Origin of the sequence: Citrobacter sp. RHBSTW-00887 (assembly GCF_013728095.1) — a bacterium.
Classification (GTDB): domain Bacteria; phylum Pseudomonadota; class Gammaproteobacteria; order Enterobacterales; family Enterobacteriaceae; genus Citrobacter; species Citrobacter braakii.
Genome location: NZ_CP056267.1, coordinates 416,796 through 432,073, shown reverse-complemented (window position 1 = coordinate 432,073; position 15,278 = coordinate 416,796). Strand labels below are relative to the sequence as shown.

General features: G+C 52.9%; 20 protein-coding genes. 10 read left to right on the top strand and 10 right to left on the bottom strand.

The genetic code is table 11. The annotated features are described in order from the left end of the window. The first annotated feature begins 1 nt into the window (after nt 1). From gspE to HV314_RS01930, 10 genes are read left to right on the top strand one after another with little or no spacing between them, the layout of a single operon-like run. Complete coding sequence (gene gspE / locus HV314_RS01975) at nt 2–1,492, top strand: type II secretion system ATPase GspE (protein WP_181547211.1); 1,491 nt, start codon at nt 2–4, stop codon at nt 1,490–1,492. Next, a complete protein-coding gene (gene gspF / locus HV314_RS01970; protein WP_181547209.1) occupies nt 1,489–2,700 on the top strand; it encodes a type II secretion system inner membrane protein GspF in 1,212 nt (403 codons plus the stop codon). Before gspE ends, gspF begins: the two co-directional genes overlap by 4 nt. 54 nt (nt 2,701–2,754) lie before the next feature. Beyond that, nucleotides 2,755–3,147, top strand: a complete 393-nt coding sequence (gene gspG, locus HV314_RS01965; protein WP_047358922.1) for a type II secretion system major pseudopilin GspG — start codon at nt 2,755–2,757, stop codon at nt 3,145–3,147. Between the two features lie 5 nt (nt 3,148–3,152). After that, nucleotides 3,153–3,644: a type II secretion system minor pseudopilin GspH gene (gene gspH / locus HV314_RS01960; RefSeq protein ID WP_046274613.1), complete on the top strand. Its 492-nt coding sequence runs from the start codon at nt 3,153–3,155 to the stop codon at nt 3,642–3,644. Further along, the gene (gene gspI / locus HV314_RS01955) at nt 3,641–4,027 is read left to right on the top strand and encodes a type II secretion system minor pseudopilin GspI (protein ID WP_016154755.1); all 387 of its coding nucleotides are present in this window, start codon (nt 3,641–3,643) and stop codon (nt 4,025–4,027) included. Before gspH ends, gspI begins: the two co-directional genes overlap by 4 nt. Further along, nucleotides 4,011–4,583, top strand: coding sequence for a type II secretion system protein GspJ (locus tag HV314_RS01950; protein WP_053388942.1), 573 nt, complete (start codon nt 4,011–4,013; stop codon nt 4,581–4,583). The genes gspI and HV314_RS01950 overlap by 17 nt, the downstream gene beginning before the upstream one ends. Further along, nucleotides 4,580–5,566, top strand: a complete 987-nt coding sequence (gene gspK / locus HV314_RS01945) for a type II secretion system minor pseudopilin GspK (RefSeq protein WP_181547207.1) — start codon at nt 4,580–4,582, stop codon at nt 5,564–5,566. Before HV314_RS01950 ends, gspK begins: the two co-directional genes overlap by 4 nt. A gap of 10 nt (nt 5,567–5,576) precedes the next feature. Next, complete coding sequence (gene gspL, locus HV314_RS01940) at nt 5,577–6,722, top strand: type II secretion system protein GspL (protein WP_181547206.1); 1,146 nt, start codon at nt 5,577–5,579, stop codon at nt 6,720–6,722. Then, nucleotides 6,719–7,186 carry a type II secretion system protein GspM gene (gene gspM, locus HV314_RS01935; RefSeq protein WP_181547203.1) on the top strand — a complete coding sequence of 156 codons (468 nt, stop codon included), beginning with the start codon at nt 6,719–6,721 and terminating at the stop codon, nt 7,184–7,186. Before gspL ends, gspM begins: the two co-directional genes overlap by 4 nt. Further along, on the top strand, nt 7,183–7,962 hold the full coding sequence (locus HV314_RS01930) for a prepilin peptidase (protein ID WP_181547201.1): 780 nt from the start codon (nt 7,183–7,185) through the stop codon (nt 7,960–7,962). Before gspM ends, HV314_RS01930 begins: the two co-directional genes overlap by 4 nt. Before the next feature lie 37 nt (nt 7,963–7,999). Here the strand turns inward: HV314_RS01930 and bfr are convergent, their stop codons facing one another. The 10 genes from bfr to HV314_RS01880 form a co-directional block, all read right to left on the bottom strand. Beyond that, nucleotides 8,000–8,473, bottom strand: coding sequence for a bacterioferritin (gene bfr, locus HV314_RS01925; protein WP_016154761.1), 474 nt, complete (start codon nt 8,471–8,473; stop codon nt 8,000–8,002). Between the two features lie 71 nt (nt 8,474–8,544). Further along, complete coding sequence (bfd, locus tag HV314_RS01920) at nt 8,545–8,739, bottom strand: bacterioferritin-associated ferredoxin (protein WP_003031111.1); 195 nt, start codon at nt 8,737–8,739, stop codon at nt 8,545–8,547. A gap of 185 nt (nt 8,740–8,924) precedes the next feature. Then, on the bottom strand, nt 8,925–10,109 hold the full coding sequence (tuf, locus tag HV314_RS01915; protein WP_003031109.1) for an elongation factor Tu: 1,185 nt from the start codon (nt 10,107–10,109) through the stop codon (nt 8,925–8,927). Nucleotides 10,110–10,178: 69 nt separating this feature from the next. Further along, nucleotides 10,179–12,293: an elongation factor G gene (gene fusA, locus HV314_RS01910; protein ID WP_016154762.1), complete on the bottom strand. Its 2,115-nt coding sequence runs from the start codon at nt 12,291–12,293 to the stop codon at nt 10,179–10,181. Between the two features lie 96 nt (nt 12,294–12,389). Beyond that, nucleotides 12,390–12,860, bottom strand: coding sequence for a 30S ribosomal protein S7 (gene rpsG, locus HV314_RS01905; RefSeq protein WP_016154763.1), 471 nt, complete (start codon nt 12,858–12,860; stop codon nt 12,390–12,392). Between the two features lie 95 nt (nt 12,861–12,955). Continuing rightward, a complete protein-coding gene (rpsL, locus tag HV314_RS01900) occupies nt 12,956–13,330 on the bottom strand; it encodes a 30S ribosomal protein S12 (RefSeq protein WP_003023654.1) in 375 nt (124 codons plus the stop codon). Between the two features lie 125 nt (nt 13,331–13,455). Further along, nucleotides 13,456–13,743 carry a sulfurtransferase complex subunit TusB gene (tusB, locus tag HV314_RS01895; protein ID WP_016157620.1) on the bottom strand — a complete coding sequence of 96 codons (288 nt, stop codon included), beginning with the start codon at nt 13,741–13,743 and terminating at the stop codon, nt 13,456–13,458. Between the two features lie 7 nt (nt 13,744–13,750). Continuing rightward, nucleotides 13,751–14,110: a sulfurtransferase complex subunit TusC gene (tusC, locus tag HV314_RS01890; protein WP_016154765.1), complete on the bottom strand. Its 360-nt coding sequence runs from the start codon at nt 14,108–14,110 to the stop codon at nt 13,751–13,753. Next, nucleotides 14,110–14,496, bottom strand: coding sequence for a sulfurtransferase complex subunit TusD (gene tusD / locus HV314_RS01885; RefSeq protein WP_181547200.1), 387 nt, complete (start codon nt 14,494–14,496; stop codon nt 14,110–14,112). The genes tusC and tusD overlap by 1 nt, the downstream gene beginning before the upstream one ends. Next, a complete protein-coding gene (locus HV314_RS01880; protein ID WP_003023643.1) occupies nt 14,496–15,218 on the bottom strand; it encodes a helix-turn-helix transcriptional regulator in 723 nt (240 codons plus the stop codon). Before HV314_RS01880 ends, tusD begins: the two co-directional genes overlap by 1 nt. Nucleotides 15,219–15,278: the final 60 nt, after the last annotated feature.

Genomic DNA, 15,278 nt, shown 5'->3' with positions numbered 1-15,278 from the left:
CATGACTGACTTATGGACGCGCATTCCTCCCCAGCATCCTCTGCCGCTTAATTACGCACAGGGGCAAAAATTTGGTATCGCGGTCGCGGTGGATGAATTGTTCTACCGCACCGACACGCCGCTGGAAAACGTGCTCGAGGCCAGCGTTGCCTGTCAGCGCTTCAGCCGCCTGACGCCAGCGCAATTTGACGACCACCTGGAGCAACTTTTCCAGCACGGCGCCGGAGAGTCCCGGCAGATTGCCCTGGATATCGATCAGGAGATCGACCTGACGGCGCTGAGCGAGGAGTTACCCGACAACGCCGATCTGCTCAGTGATGAAAACGACGCACCGGTTATCCGCCTGATCAACGCGGTTCTTCATGAAGCCGTGAGGGAAGGCGCGTCGGATGTGCATATCGAAACCTTCGAAAAATCGCTGGTGGTGCGTTATCGTATCGATGGTGTCCTCAAGCCAGTCCTTCAGCCCGCTAAAAAACTGGCGCCGCTGCTGATTTCACGTATCAAAGTAATGGCGCGGCTGGATATTGCCGAAAAACGACTGCCGCAGGATGGGCGTATTTCCCTGCGCCTTGGACGCAAAAATATTGACGTCCGCGTTTCGACGTTGCCCTCGCAGTACGGCGAAAGAGCTGTATTGCGTCTGCTGGATAAAAACAGTCTGCGCCTGACGCTGGAGAATATGGGGCTATCGGCGGTGGATAGCCTGCGGCTGAAGGGTTTAGTACAGCAGCCACACGGCATCATTCTCGTCACCGGCCCGACAGGTTCGGGAAAAAGCACCACGCTGTATGCGATTCTCGCCGAGCTGAATTCCCCCCAGCGTAATATCCTGACCGTCGAAGATCCCATCGAGTACGAGCTGGAAGGCGTCGGACAAACCCAGGTAAACAGCCGGGTGGATATGTCTTTCGCCAGGGGACTGCGCGCCATCCTGCGCCAGGATCCGGACATCGTCATGGTCGGCGAAATTCGTGACGCCGAAACCGCGCAGATAGCGGTTCAGGCATCGCTCACCGGACATCTGGTGCTTTCCACCCTGCACACTAACAGCGCCTGCGGTGCGATCACCCGATTACGGGACATGGGCGTTGAACCTTTCCTGCTCTCATCATCGCTAAGCGGCGTTATCGCCCAACGCCTGGTGCGTCGCCTCTGTCCGGCCTGCCGCGCGCATGCTCCCATTCCTGACTCTCAGAAATCCCCCCTGCACGCGCTCGATCCCACCGCTCAGACAATCTGGCAGGCTTGCGGATGCGGCGAATGTCGGGGAACAGGCTATCAGGGGCGACTGGCGATTCATGAAATTATGCTGGTGGATAAAACTATGCGCAGCATCATCCATCGCGACGCTGATGAACACGCCCTGGAACAGTGCCTGCGCCAGCAAAGTCGGAGCCTGCAGGAGAACGGCCTGCTGCGCGTGCTGGCAGGCGAAACCACGCTTGAGGAAGTCATGCGCGTCACCTCTGCGCAAGAGGATACGCGATGAAATATCAGTGGCAGGCAATGGATGACAGCGGCACGACTCACCATGGAATGCTGGATGCCGCCAGCAGCAAAGAGGCGCGCGAGGCGCTGCGCGCCCAGGGTCTGCACCCGCTGGTGTTAAATGAGAAAAAGGTCATTTCGCTGTTCCGGACGGTAAAAAAAACGCCTCGTTTACGGCTTAGCGGCAGTGAACTGGCGCTGTTCACCCGCCAGCTCGCCACACTGGCCAACGCTTCGCTACCGCTTGAAGAGGCGCTGTTCGTTATTGGCCGGCAGAACAAAAATAATAAACTGGGGCTGGTGCTACACGACCTGCGCGAACGGATCCTCGCCGGACATACGCTTTCCGAATCGCTGGCCGCCTGGCCGCGGATCTTCGATTCCGTTTACCGCACGCTGGTGAAAGCCGGCGAAAAAAGCGGACAGCTCGGCTGTGTGCTGGAACAGCTGGCTGACTACAATGAGTTACGACAGGCAACACGCAGTAAACTCATCCAGTCACTGATTTATCCTTCCCTGCTGACCAGCGTGGCGCTCGCCGTCGTCGCTATCCTGCTCACCACCGTAGTGCCCAAAATCGTAGAGCAGTTTCTGCATATGAAAGAAGCGCTGCCGATGTCCACGCGCGTGTTGCTGGCAATCAGTGGTGCCATGCGCCACTACGGATTGTGGGTAATCGCATTGCTGCTGATTGCCTGTTTCCTGTTTCGCCACTGGCTCACCCGCTCCGGCAAACGGCATCTGCTTGACCGCTGGCTTCTTGATTTCAAACTCAGTCGCGCCCTGCTGCGCGCTATCCACTGCGCCCGTTATTTGCGCACCCTGAGCATTCTCAATATCAGCGGCGTTCCGCTGCTGGAAGGGATGACGCTGGCAACCGAAGGCATCGGTAACCGAGAAATTAGTCAGCGGCTGGGTCAGGCTGCAGAGCGCGTGCGCCAGGGTTCAGGCTTTCATCTCGCCCTGGAAAAATGCGATCTCTTCCCGCCGATGATGCTCTACATGATTGCCTCCGGGGAAAAAAGCGGCCAGCTCAGCGAGCTGATGGCGCGCGCCGCCGACCAGCAGGAAACACTGCTACAAAACCGCATTGCGCTGACGCTGACACTGTTTGAACCCGCGCTGATTATTACGATGGCGATGATTGTGCTGTTCATCATCGTCTCGGTTCTGCAACCCATTTTGCAACTCAACTCATTGGTAAGTTAAGGACAAAACGTGAATAGTGATGCACATAAGCAGCGAGGATTTACGCTGCTCGAGATGATGGTGGTGCTGGTTATTTTGGGCATCCTCGCAAGCCTGGTCGTCCCCAGTTTAATGGGCAATAAAGACAAAGCCGATCACCAGAAAGCCGTCAGCGACATCGTGGCGCTGGAGAATGCGCTGGATATGTACAAACTGGATAACTATCGCTATCCGCTGACGGCGCAGGGGCTAAAGGCGCTGGTCGAAAAACCGACCGCCAGCCCAATCCCGGAAAATTACAACGCAAAGGGATATATCAAGCGTCTGCCACAGGATCCCTGGGGTAATGAGTATCTGCTGGTTAGCCCTGGTGAACACGGCGATTACGATATTCTCTCCGCAGGTCAGGACGGTGAACCCGGCACCGCTGACGACATTACTAACTGGGAACTGGGTAAAGCGAAATAATCGGAATGAGGCAGAAGGGATTCACGCTACTGGAAGTCATTCTGGTGCTGACGATTATCGCGCTTGGCGCCTCGCTGGTGATGATGACCTACGGGCGACAAAATGATACCGCGAAAGCGATTACTGCAGCCGAACAGCTGGCGGCGCTGACTGAATATGCCGCTGACTGGTCAACGATGGAGGACCGCAGTACCGGTATTGAGATCCGCGAACAAGGCTGGCGCATCGTCACACCGATTGGCAATCGCTGGCAGACGCCAACCCGGTTCTATCGCCTGGCGACCGAGGGCAAGTGGGAAAATGACTGGCAGGTGGCTCTGTTCCCGGCGTCGCTCGCCAGGCAATCCGTCGGCACGCCGCAAATTCTGATTCACCCGGACGGTGAAATTACGCCGTTTACGCTACACATCCGCAGCCGTAAAAATAACAGGCTGCTGTTCACGCTCGCCAGCACCGGCGGGCTGCCGCTGGTGCTCACCCGAGGCGAAAGCCGATGAGCCAAAGGCAATCAGGAATGACGCTTCTGGAAGTGCTGCTGGCGATATTCATTTTCGCCACCTGCTCCCTCGCGCTACTCAACAGCCTGCACGGTCAGGTTAGCGCCACCGCAAAAATGGAAGAACAGGTGCTTGCCGGTTGGGTAGCGGATAATGTGCTCAAAACCTATCAACTGGCCGGGCAGAGCCCCGCTAAAACCGCCACGGGCAGCAGCATAATGGGTAAACGCCGCTGGGCCTGGTCGTTGACAGTCTCACCCGCCGATGCTTCTGGCCTCAGCACCTGGACAGCAGACGTCGCTCTTGAGGACAAACAGCAGATCCGCCTGCAGCGCTTTATCCCCTCGCCGCAAGGAGGACCGCAAAATGTCTCCCCGCCCTGAGAAACAGCGCGGCTTTACCCTGCTGGAAGTTTTACTGGCTATTGCCCTGTTCGCCACGCTCAGCCTGCTGACGGCGCAGATGCTGACGACGACAATTGACAGTAACGAGCAGACCAAAAAGCATCAGCAGCGTTTTTCCGCCATCGTGCGTACCGTCAATTTGCTGGATAAAGATATCCGACAGCGGGTGCCGGTAACCGAATTGCAGGGCGAAAAAGAGACTCTGATGCTGACGACAGCCAGCAGTAACCGTTATCCTGGCGCCTGCTGCGCGCCCGATATCCAGCGAGTTCAGTGGTATCTGCAGGATCATACTTTATACCGCACGCTCTGGCGCTACCCGGAAGATAGAACCCCGGCCATCACTCAGCCGATGCTCAATGGTGTGAACGCCTTCACGTTGCGTTATTACAACGGTAAAGAGAAAGCGTGGACGGACACGGCGAAAATTCCATCTCCTGGCGCGATGGAAGTCACTCTCAAACTTGCTGATTCCGGCACGATAACTCGTCTGACGCTGTTGCCAGAGAACCGCCAGCCAGGAGAACAGCAATGACCCGGCAAAAGGGCGTGGCGCTGCTGGTAGTGCTGATGATCCTGGCAATTATGGCGGCGCTGGCCAGCGAAATGACCGTGCGCTACCAGATCAACCTCAAACGCACCAGCTACACCCGGATGCGGCTACAGCAAAACTGGCTGGCAGAGCTGGCTGAAAGCCAGGCCATGCGTATTCTTGAACAGGACCTGCGGGATAATGAGAAATACCTCAGTCACGAGCAGCTCTGGGCGCAGCCGCAGCGTATTCAGCTCGCCAGCGGCGATGTTGTTAGCTGGCAGATATCTGACGAGCAGGCCTGTTACAACATTAATGCGCTGATTAACGCCCCGATCGATCGAATGAAAGAGCCGCCCGCCAGTGTGAGCGTCTTTCTCGCGCTGCTGGACAACGTTGGCGTCACCCATGCCCAGGCTGAGGCGCTGGTTGATGCTATCGCCGACTACATCGATAACGACGATATCCCACGCGCCTCCGGTGCCGAAAATGAGTATTACCAAACAAGTAACGCCCCCCACACCATTGGCGGACGACGTATCTGGTCAATCAGTGAGCTCAAACAAATCAAAGGGATGACGCTTTCTCTTTACCAGCAAATCTCCCCGCTACTCTGCGCGCTGCCTGATGATGAGCTAAAAATCAACATCAACACCCTGACACGCCGGGATGCACCGTTGCTTGCGGCGATGCTCAATAATGCTGTCCCGCCACGCGAGATTGAGCGCTTTTTTGATACCCCGCGCAAAGGACGAAAAATCAGCATTGAGACGCTGTTAAAGACATTCGATAAGGATAATCCAGCTCATAAGCTGTCGCAGTCCACATTCAAAAGCATTGCGGTGGCGACCAGTCGTTACTTCCGCCTTGAAACGACTATCGAACAGGGCGATAGCGCCGGGAGCACCATCAGCCAGCTGGAATACGATCCCAAAAGAAAGGCTCTGTTTATTACAGCCCGCAAAAGCGTGGCGCGCGACCATTAAAGGGAACTAAATGATGCCAGACACATTACTGCTACGTCCGCTGCCGGGAAAACTGGAATGGTGCTGCCCCAACGAGGCACAGCCTCCGGTTATTGTTGAACAGGCGGCTTACCTCCAGCCGAACGCGCTGGCCGACCTGCCGGATGCCGGTAACGCCTGCCTGTTCCTGTCACCTGATTATTTCTGTTTTCGTCGCGTCGAATTACCGACGGAAAACTACAAAATCAGTGAACAAACGCTGGGCTGGCTGGTGGAGGACGCCGTTGTCGGTGATACAGATAGCCTGCACTGGACGGTTCTCGCCAGAGAAGAAAACACGCTCCATCTGGCCGGGATCGCCAGGACTACGCTGAACGATCTATTGACGACTTTCCGCACAGCTGGCGTGACGTTGACGTATATCGTTCCGGATGGTTTCTGGCTGCCGTATGTCACGGATAGCTGGAGTCTGCTAAAACAAGATGAGCGATGGTTAATCCGTTACGACACGTGGAAAACAGGCGTGCTGAGTGAGGCACTGCTCATGCATTTACTCGCCAGCCATACAGAGCAGAAAATCATCAGCGCCAGCGCGCTTCCTGTGCCTCACGCTTATGTCGAATACCTTGACTGGCAGCCACCTCTGGCGTGCGCCTGCAATGGTGATAATATTCAGGACATTAACGTATTACACGGCAGCTTCCGCCCTTTACCCCCGACACAACCGACCCCACGTCTGCTGAAATATGCCGCCATAGCAACATTTGCCCTGGCGATAGCGCTCTTCTCAGGGCTGAAAGGGGTGATGCTCTGGCAGCTTCATCAACAGAAACAGGCGCTCTCAGCGGAAGGTGCCATCCTGTGGAACCGCTATTTCCCAGGTGATAACCGCAACAGCAATTTTAAATATTTCTTCGAATCGTCTGCGAGGGATCGCTATCCGGATGTGCTGACGTTACTGACTCAGCTTCAGACCCGATTAAGCACATTGCCGGGGCTTACCATCCGCGAGGTCAACTACCGGCTCGAACAACGCCTTTTTACCTTGACGCTCAACGTTCGCGATCCGGAACATCTTCGCCGCTTTATGGTGCAGATAAACGACGAATTTATCCTGACTCAACCGCCAGAAGGGACTACAGGTAGCGTCCGGCTGACCCTGAAGGAGCGCAAATGAATATGAATAGCTGGTGGAGCGAAAAAAACGGCAGAGAGCAACGCAGTCTGATATTCCTCGCCGTTTTCTGTCTGCTGGCGGGATTCTGGTACGGCGTGGTTCAGCCCCTGGATAACGCTATTGCACAGCAGAGGCAGGAAAATGATCGTCTCAGGAGTGAGATCCTGTGGGTAAATGAGGCGATTCAGCGTCGCGGATTAGTTGCCAGTAGACCGGGCACAAAGACCGATCCGGCACTGATACAACATAGCGCGCAGCAGGCAGGTCTGAATATCAGCGTTGTGACATCCACTCCCGATCATTTTGCGATCTCGCTTCCCGTTGTCAAAAACGAACCATTATTTGCGTGGCTTAATACCCTACAAAATGAGGGAATACAGGTTTCGCAACTCACGTTTAGCGCCCGCCCGGTCGCCGGGGAGATTGCGGTGGAAGCCCTTGAACTCTATCCGGTGGGAAAATGACGGAACTCATTAACATTGCAGCAATGGCGCTTGTCGGGCTGATAGTCGGCAGCTTTATGAATGTAGTGGTTTATCGACTGCCGATCATGATTGAGCATCGGCACAGCGAAACATGGAATATCGCCTGGCCTCCGTCGCACTGTCCGCACTGCCAGCACAGGCTATCGGTGCGTAACACTATTCCACTATTCAGTTGGCTGTGGCAGCGGGGGCGTTGCCAGGACTGCGCGCAGCCCATTTCATGGCGTTACCCACTGACTGAACTGGCGTGTTCTTGTGTTTTTGCGCTTAGCACCGCGTTTGTCTCTTCAATGTCAGATGCGATTGCCATCATGACGCTGTTCTGGTTTATTTTCGCCCTGGCGCAAATTGATCTCCGGACGTACCTGCTGCCGGATGTGCTGACGCAGCCGCTGCTCTGGCTCGGTCTGCTATATCACAGCGTTTACGACAGAGAGATGTTACCCGACGCGCTGTACGGCGCTGTCGCTGGCTATCTGACGCTATGGCTGGTCTGGTGGGGATGCAAAATACTCGCGGGAAAAGAGGGCATCGGCCTGGGTGACGCTAAGCTACTGGCGGCGATGGGGGCCTGGTGTGGATGGCCAGCGCTACCGCCCATTTTACTCGCTGCATCATTGCTGGGCATTGTCTGGTGGCTGATCCTACGCCTTACCCGAAGGACGTCGATACCGCTTATCGCGTTCGGTCCGTGGCTTGGACTGGCAGGTTGGTTGATTTTCAGCGCGCAAAGTTCAGGTGTTATCGGGTACTGAAAGGAGCGGCAGGCCTGCCGCTCTGCAAAGTTTGCGTCTACGCTTCGCGAATCTGTGCCTGAAGATAGTTCTGGAGTCCCATCTTCTGGAGCAGATCCAGTTCCGTTTCCAGCCAGTCAATGTGACCTTCTTCATCAGCAAGGATTTCGATCATCATATCCCGGCTAACGTAGTCATGGACGCTGTCGGCATAGGCAATGGCTTCACGTAAATCTTTTGCCCCATCGAGTTCGAGTCGAAGATCGGATTGCAGCATCTCTTCAACATCTTCGCCTATACCCAACTTACCAAGATCCTGTAAGTTTGGGAGCCCTTCTAAGAATAAAATACGCTCGATATATTTATCAGCGTGTTTCATCTCATCGATAGATTCATGGTACTCAACATCATTGAGGCGAGTCAGTCCCCAGTTTTTGAACATACGAGCATGGAGAAAATACTGGTTGATTGCGACAAGCTCATTTCCCAATAGTTTATTGAGATAATTTATGATTTTAACATCACCTTTCATTTTATAGTCCCTCCGCTTCCACTCTTAGAGCGTAGATGGGGCTACAGGGATGTCAAAAAAAAGAGTGTGACTTAGGCGATCTCTTTAAATTCTGGCATTTGCGTTAATTCATCCTGCATGACTTCGCGGGCAGCACGAATGCACTTACCACATTGATTTCCAACAGGAATAAATTTACGCAATTGCTGAAAGGACTGAGGATGAAACTGGCGAACAGCCTGACGTATTTTTTTATCACTTATCGCATTACACAAACAAACGTACATGATCGCTCCCGTTCAATTTCTGCGCAAAGTGTAAATGAGAATAGTTATGATTACAATAGCACAACGCTATTTACGCAGCGGGAGAATGAATGAAAAATGCGAATAAATATGACAACTGCTAAATCGCGGACAGCAAAAAGGGCGCCGAAGCGCCCTTTTTAAGCTCAAAGCTAATTAATCAATAATTAGCTCATTACTTTAGCAACAACGCCCGCACCAACAGTACGGCCGCCTTCACGGATTGCGAAACGCAGACCGTCGTCCATCGCGATTGGGTGGATCAGGGTAACAACCATTTTGATGTTGTCGCCCGGCATTACCATCTCAACGCCTTCCGGCAGTTCGATGGTACCAGTCACGTCAGTAGTACGGAAGTAGAACTGCGGACGGTAGCCTTTGAAGAACGGAGTATGACGGCCGCCTTCGTCTTTGGACAGAATGTACACTTCAGATTCGAACTTGGTGTGCGGCTTGATAGAGCCCGGCTTAGCCAGTACCTGACCACGTTCGATTTCTTCACGTTTGATACCACGCAGCAGAACACCAACGTTCTCACCAGCACGGCCTTCGTCCAGCAGTTTGCGGAACATTTCAACGCCAGTACAGGTAGACTTAGCAGTCTCTTTGATACCAACGATTTCAACTTCTTCACCAACTTTGATGATACCGCGCTCTACACGACCGGTAACAACGGTACCACGACCGGAGATGGAGAATACGTCTTCGATAGGCAGCAGGAACGGCTTGTCAATCGCACGCTCTGGTTCTGGGATGTAAGAATCCAGGAAACCAGCCAGTTCGATGATTTTCGCTTCCCACTCTGCTTCGCCTTCCAGCGCTTTCAGAGCAGAACCACGAACGATCGGGGTGTCGTCGCCCGGGAAATCGTACTGAGACAGAAGTTCACGAACTTCCATTTCTACCAGTTCCAGCAGCTCTTCGTCATCAACCATGTCGCATTTGTTCAGGAACACGATGATGTACGGAACGCCTACCTGACGACCCAGCAGGATGTGCTCACGAGTCTGCGGCATCGGGCCGTCAGTCGCAGCAACAACCAGGATCGCGCCGTCCATCTGCGCAGCACCGGTGATCATGTTTTTAACATAGTCGGCGTGGCCCGGGCAGTCTACGTGTGCGTAGTGGCGAGTCGGGGTGTCATATTCAACGTGAGAAGTGTTGATGGTGATACCACGAGCTTTTTCTTCCGGCGCGTTATCGATCTGGTCGAATGCACGAGCAGCACCGCCGTAGGTTTTAGCCAGTACGGTGGTGATTGCAGCGGTCAGGGTAGTTTTACCGTGGTCAACGTGGCCGATGGTGCCGACGTTAACGTGCGGTTTTGTACGTTCAAATTTTTCTTTAGACACGGCTATATTCCTTACTATAGTGCTCTCCCCTGGGGAGAGAGCACGGGACTTAGGTTTTAATCCTGTGGCTTATTTACCACGGGCTTCAATAACGGCCTGAGCAACGTTGTTCGGCGCATCGTCGTACTTCAGGAACTCCATGGAGTAAGAAGCACGGCCTTTGGTCAGAGAACGCAGCTGGGTTGCATATCCGAACATTTCAGACAGCGGAACTTCAGCATGGATAACAACGCCAGTGACGTTGGATTCCTGACCACGAAGCATACCACGACGGCGGCTCAAGTCACCGATTACGTCACCGGTGTTCTCTTCCGGAGTCTCTACTTCAACCTTCATGATAGGCTCAAGCAGAACTGGTTTCGCTTTCTTAAAGCCATCTTTGAAGGCGATAGAAGCGGCCAGTTTAAACGCCAGCTCAGAGGAGTCAACGTCATGGTAAGAACCGAAGTGCAGACGCACGCCCAGATCAACAACCGGGTAACCAGCCAGCGGGCCAGATTTCAGCTGTTCCTGGATGCCTTTATCAACGGCCGGGATGTATTCGCCAGGAATTACACCACCTTTGATGTCGTTGATGAACTCGTAGCCTTTCGGGTTTGAACCCGGCTCCAGCGGGTACATGTCGATAACAACATGACCGTACTGACCGCGACCACCAGACTGCTTAGCGTGTTTACCTTCGATATCGGTAACTTTCGCGCGAATCGCTTCACGGTAAGCAACCTGAGGTTTACCGACGTTCGCTTCAACGTTGAATTCACGCTTCATACGGTCAACGATGATGTCGAGGTGCAGCTCACCCATACCGGCGATAATGGTCTGGTTAGATTCTTCGTCAGTCCAAACGCGGAATGACGGGTCTTCTTTAGCCAGACGGCCCAGAGCCAGACCCATTTTTTCCTGGTCAGCTTTGGTTTTCGGTTCTACCGCGATGGAGATTACCGGCTCAGGGAATTCCATACGCTCCAGAATGATCGGGTGATCCGGGTCACACAGAGTGTCACCAGTGGTCACGTCTTTCAGACCGATAGCAGCAGCGATATCGCCCGCGCGAACTTCTTTGATCTCTTCACGTTTGTTAGCGTGCATCTGTACGATACGGCCAAAACGCTCGCGTGCAGTTTTCACTGAGTTCAGGATGGTGTCACCGGAGTTAACCACACCAGAGTACACGCGGAAGAAGGTCAGGTTACCCACGAACGGGTCGGTAGCGATTTTGAATGCCAGAGCAGCAAACGGCTCTTCATCGCTAGCATGACGCTCAGCCGGAGTATCTTTACCGTCGTCCAGAATACCGTTGATCGCAGGTACGTCGACTGGGGATGGCAGGTAATCAATTACCGCATCCAGCATCGCCTGAACACCTTTGTTCTTGAACGCAGAACCACAGGTTACCAGGATGATTTCGTTGTTCAGAACGCGCTGACGCAGAGCTTTTTTGATCTCTTCTTCAGTCAGTTCTTCACCACCCAGGTATTTCTCCATCAGCTCTTCTGAAGCTTCCGCAGCGGACTCGATCAGGTTCTGGTGCCATTCTTCAGCCAGTTCCTGCATGTCAGCCGGGATATCTTCATAAGTGAAGGTTACGCCTGCATCTTCTTCGTTCCAGTTGATGGCTTTCATTTTCACCAGGTCAACAACACCGGTGAACGCTTCTTCAGCGCCAATCGCCAACTGCAGCGGAACAGGGTTCGCGCCCAGACGGGTTTTGATCTGACCAACAACTTTCAGGAAGTTCGCACCCATACGGTCCATTTTGTTAACGAACGCAATGCGTGGAACTTTATATTTGTTTGCCTGACGCCATACGGTTTCAGACTGAGGCTGAACACCACCAACTGCGCAGTAAACCATTACTGCACCATCAAGCACACGCATGGAACGTTCTACTTCGATAGTGAAGTCAACGTGCCCCGGGGTGTCGATGATGTTTACGCGATGCGGTTCATACTGCTTAGCCATACCAGACCAGAATGCAGTAGTCGCTGCGGAGGTGATAGTAATACCACGCTCCTGCTCCTGTTCCATCCAGTCCATGGTGGCTGCGCCGTCGTGAACTTCACCGATTTTATGGTTTACACCGGTGTAGAACAGAATACGTTCGGTAGTAGTGGTTTTACCGGCGTCGATGTGCGCACTGATACCGATGTTACGGTAGCGCGCGATGGGTGTTGTACGAGCCATTTGATTCCTCGTTTATCTTTTAGGCGTTCAATTTAAGTAGCCCAAAGCGGGCTGCTTACTAGAAGCGCCCGCCTGGTGACTAAAACTCCGAAGGGATTACCAACGGTAGTGTGCGAACGCCTTGTTGGCTTCTGCCATACGGTGAACGTCTTCACGTTTCTTAACTGCAGTACCTTTGTTTTCTGCAGCATCAGAAAGTTCGTTCGCCAGGCGCAGAGCCATGGATTTATCACCGCGTTTACGAGCAGCTTCAACGATCCAACGCATTGCCAGGGCATTACGGCGAACCGGACGGACTTCAACTGGAACCTGATAAGTAGAACCACCAACGCGGCGAGACTTAACTTCGACAGTCGGACGCACGTTTTCAAGGGCTACTTCAAAAGCTTCCAGGCCATCTTTACCAGAACGCTGAGCCAGGGTCTCCAGCGCGCTGTATACGATGGTTTCTGCAGTAGATTTTTTACCATCTACCATCAGGATATTTACAAATTTAGCCAGCAGCTCTGATCCGAACTTAGGATCCGGCAGAATTTTACGCTGACCAATGACGCGACGACGTGGCATGGGAATACTCCGTTGTTAATTCAGGATTGTCCAAAACTCTACGAGTTTAGTTTGACATTAATATAAAACGTTTGGCCTTACTTAACGGAGAACCATTAAGCCTTAGGACGTTTCACGCCATACTTGGAGCGTGATTGCTTACGGTCTTTAACGCCGGAGCAGTCAAGCGCACCGCGAACGGTGTGGTAACGAACACCCGGGAGGTCTTTTACACGACCGCCACGGATCAGGATCACGGAGTGCTCCTGCAGGTTGTGACCTTCACCACCGATGTAGGAAGTCACTTCAAAACCGTTAGTCAAACGCACACGGCATACTTTACGCAGTGCGGAGTTTGGTTTTTTAGGAGTGGTAGTATATACACGAGTACATACGCCACGTTTCTGCGGGCATGCTTCCAGTGCAGGCACGTTGCTCTTTGCAACTTTGCGTGCGCGTGGTTTGCGTACCAGCTGGTTAACTGTTGCCATTAAATAGCTCCTGGTTGTAGCTTTCGCTTCGTAAACACGTAATAAAACGACCTCATACAATATGAGGACGCAGAATTTTAGGTCGGTGTCGAAAAGGTGTCAAGAAATATACAACGATCCCACAATTACCAGGACATCTGGCTGGGATGCTTCACCGTAAGTCTGACGAAGTCAGTATAGCTAACCCTGACGACACTGTCTGAAATTTGACCACCTAAGCCGCGAGCTTTAATGTCTTCTTCCAGTACATAGACCTTAATGGAGGCATTTTGCAGACTTTCAAGGAAACGGCTTCCTTCTATTGCCGCGGTCACGCCATCCTGAAGCAATAAAAGTTCATCGTCTTTATCAATCAGGCGAAGAAGAGAGGAGAAATCGGTAAGCCACGCGGAACGATGTAATGTGTGCAGCATGAGTATCTCAAAACCTTAAAATGACGTCATAGTTGCCTAGCTCACGGCGTAAATCTTCCGGTTCCAACGCTGTCGCATCGACCACAAAATTATCCCCCTGTTGGAGGCCTCGCTCGCGCAATGAGGCGGCACAAAGCCAACATTGATCGATATCGTACAACCCTAACAGCTTGAAGGTTGCGATATAGTCGCGAGCCAGCACGACATCCGGTTGTTGTCCCTGGAGGATTTGAAAAACGCCATCGCCGATAAAAAATACGCCGAGGTCTTCCGTTAACGCCGATGTCGCCAGTAAGGCATCTAACCCTTCGCGGCCAGACGAACTGCCATGCGGCACGGTAGAAAAGACAAAAGCAACACGTTTCATTAAAACTGCACCACGCGATCGCAGGTCAGGGATGCCTCAGCCAGCGAACCCAGCCCGCTGAGGTTAAAACCTGATTGTAAATTAGCCCCTGCCAGTCCCAGTCGCTTCGCTTCTGTTTCATCAACGACGCCGCGACGCAGCGCCGCAGCTACGCAGATATTCAGCGTCACGCCATGCAGCTGGTTCAGCTGTTGCCAGGCCCGCACCAGATCATATTCATCACTGGCTGGTGAAGTCAGGAAGTTGGCGTTATACACACCTTCACGATAGAAAAAGACGCTGCATAGCTCATGCCCTTCTTTGAGTAACGCGTGAGCAAATTGCAACGCGCTGCTCGCCTGCTGCGTGCCATAAGCTGGCCCCGTCACCATAATGGCAAAACGCATTACTTGTCTTGCCCCTGGAAATCGCCGCTTTTGAACTGACGAATATAGAGGTAAACCGTGTGCTTGGAGATGTTCAGCCGATCGGCGACTTGGTTAATGGCATCTTTAATATCGAAGATACCTTTCTCATACAGATTCAGGACAATCTGGCGATTCTTGGCATTGTTGGAAACATTACGATCGGCATTCACTTCTTCAATCGTGAATTCCAACGTTTGGGTAACCAGGTCTTCCACCGAAGAAGCGAAGTTAACGGCAGAACCCACTTCCGGGGTTTCCGGTGGGATAAAGGTATTCATTATCTGCGAGAATGGAACATCAAGGTTCATGTTGATGCACAGCAGACCAATCACGCGATGCTCACGGTTACGAATGGCAATCGTCACCGACTTCATCAAGACACCGCTTTTCGCACGTGTGAAGTAACACTTCGACACGCTGCTATCCGCACCCGTCATATCATGCAGCATACGCAACGCAAGGTCAGTAATCGGCGAGCCAATTTTGCGGCCCGTGTGTTCACCGTTAGCAATGCGGATGGCCGAGCATTTCAAATCCTGCAAAGAGTGCAATACGATTTCACAATGGGAACCAATGAGCATCGCCAACCCGTCCACAACCGCTTCGTAGGATTTGAGGATATCGAAATCGGTTTGATCGAAAGGACGTTGATCCAGTAAATCTAGCTCACTGGTTTCGTTGGTTAAAAGCGACCTGGACATGAAAAAAAGCACTCCTTTTCAGGAGCCTGTCGTTATGTTGTCAGGGCAGGCTCATCACTA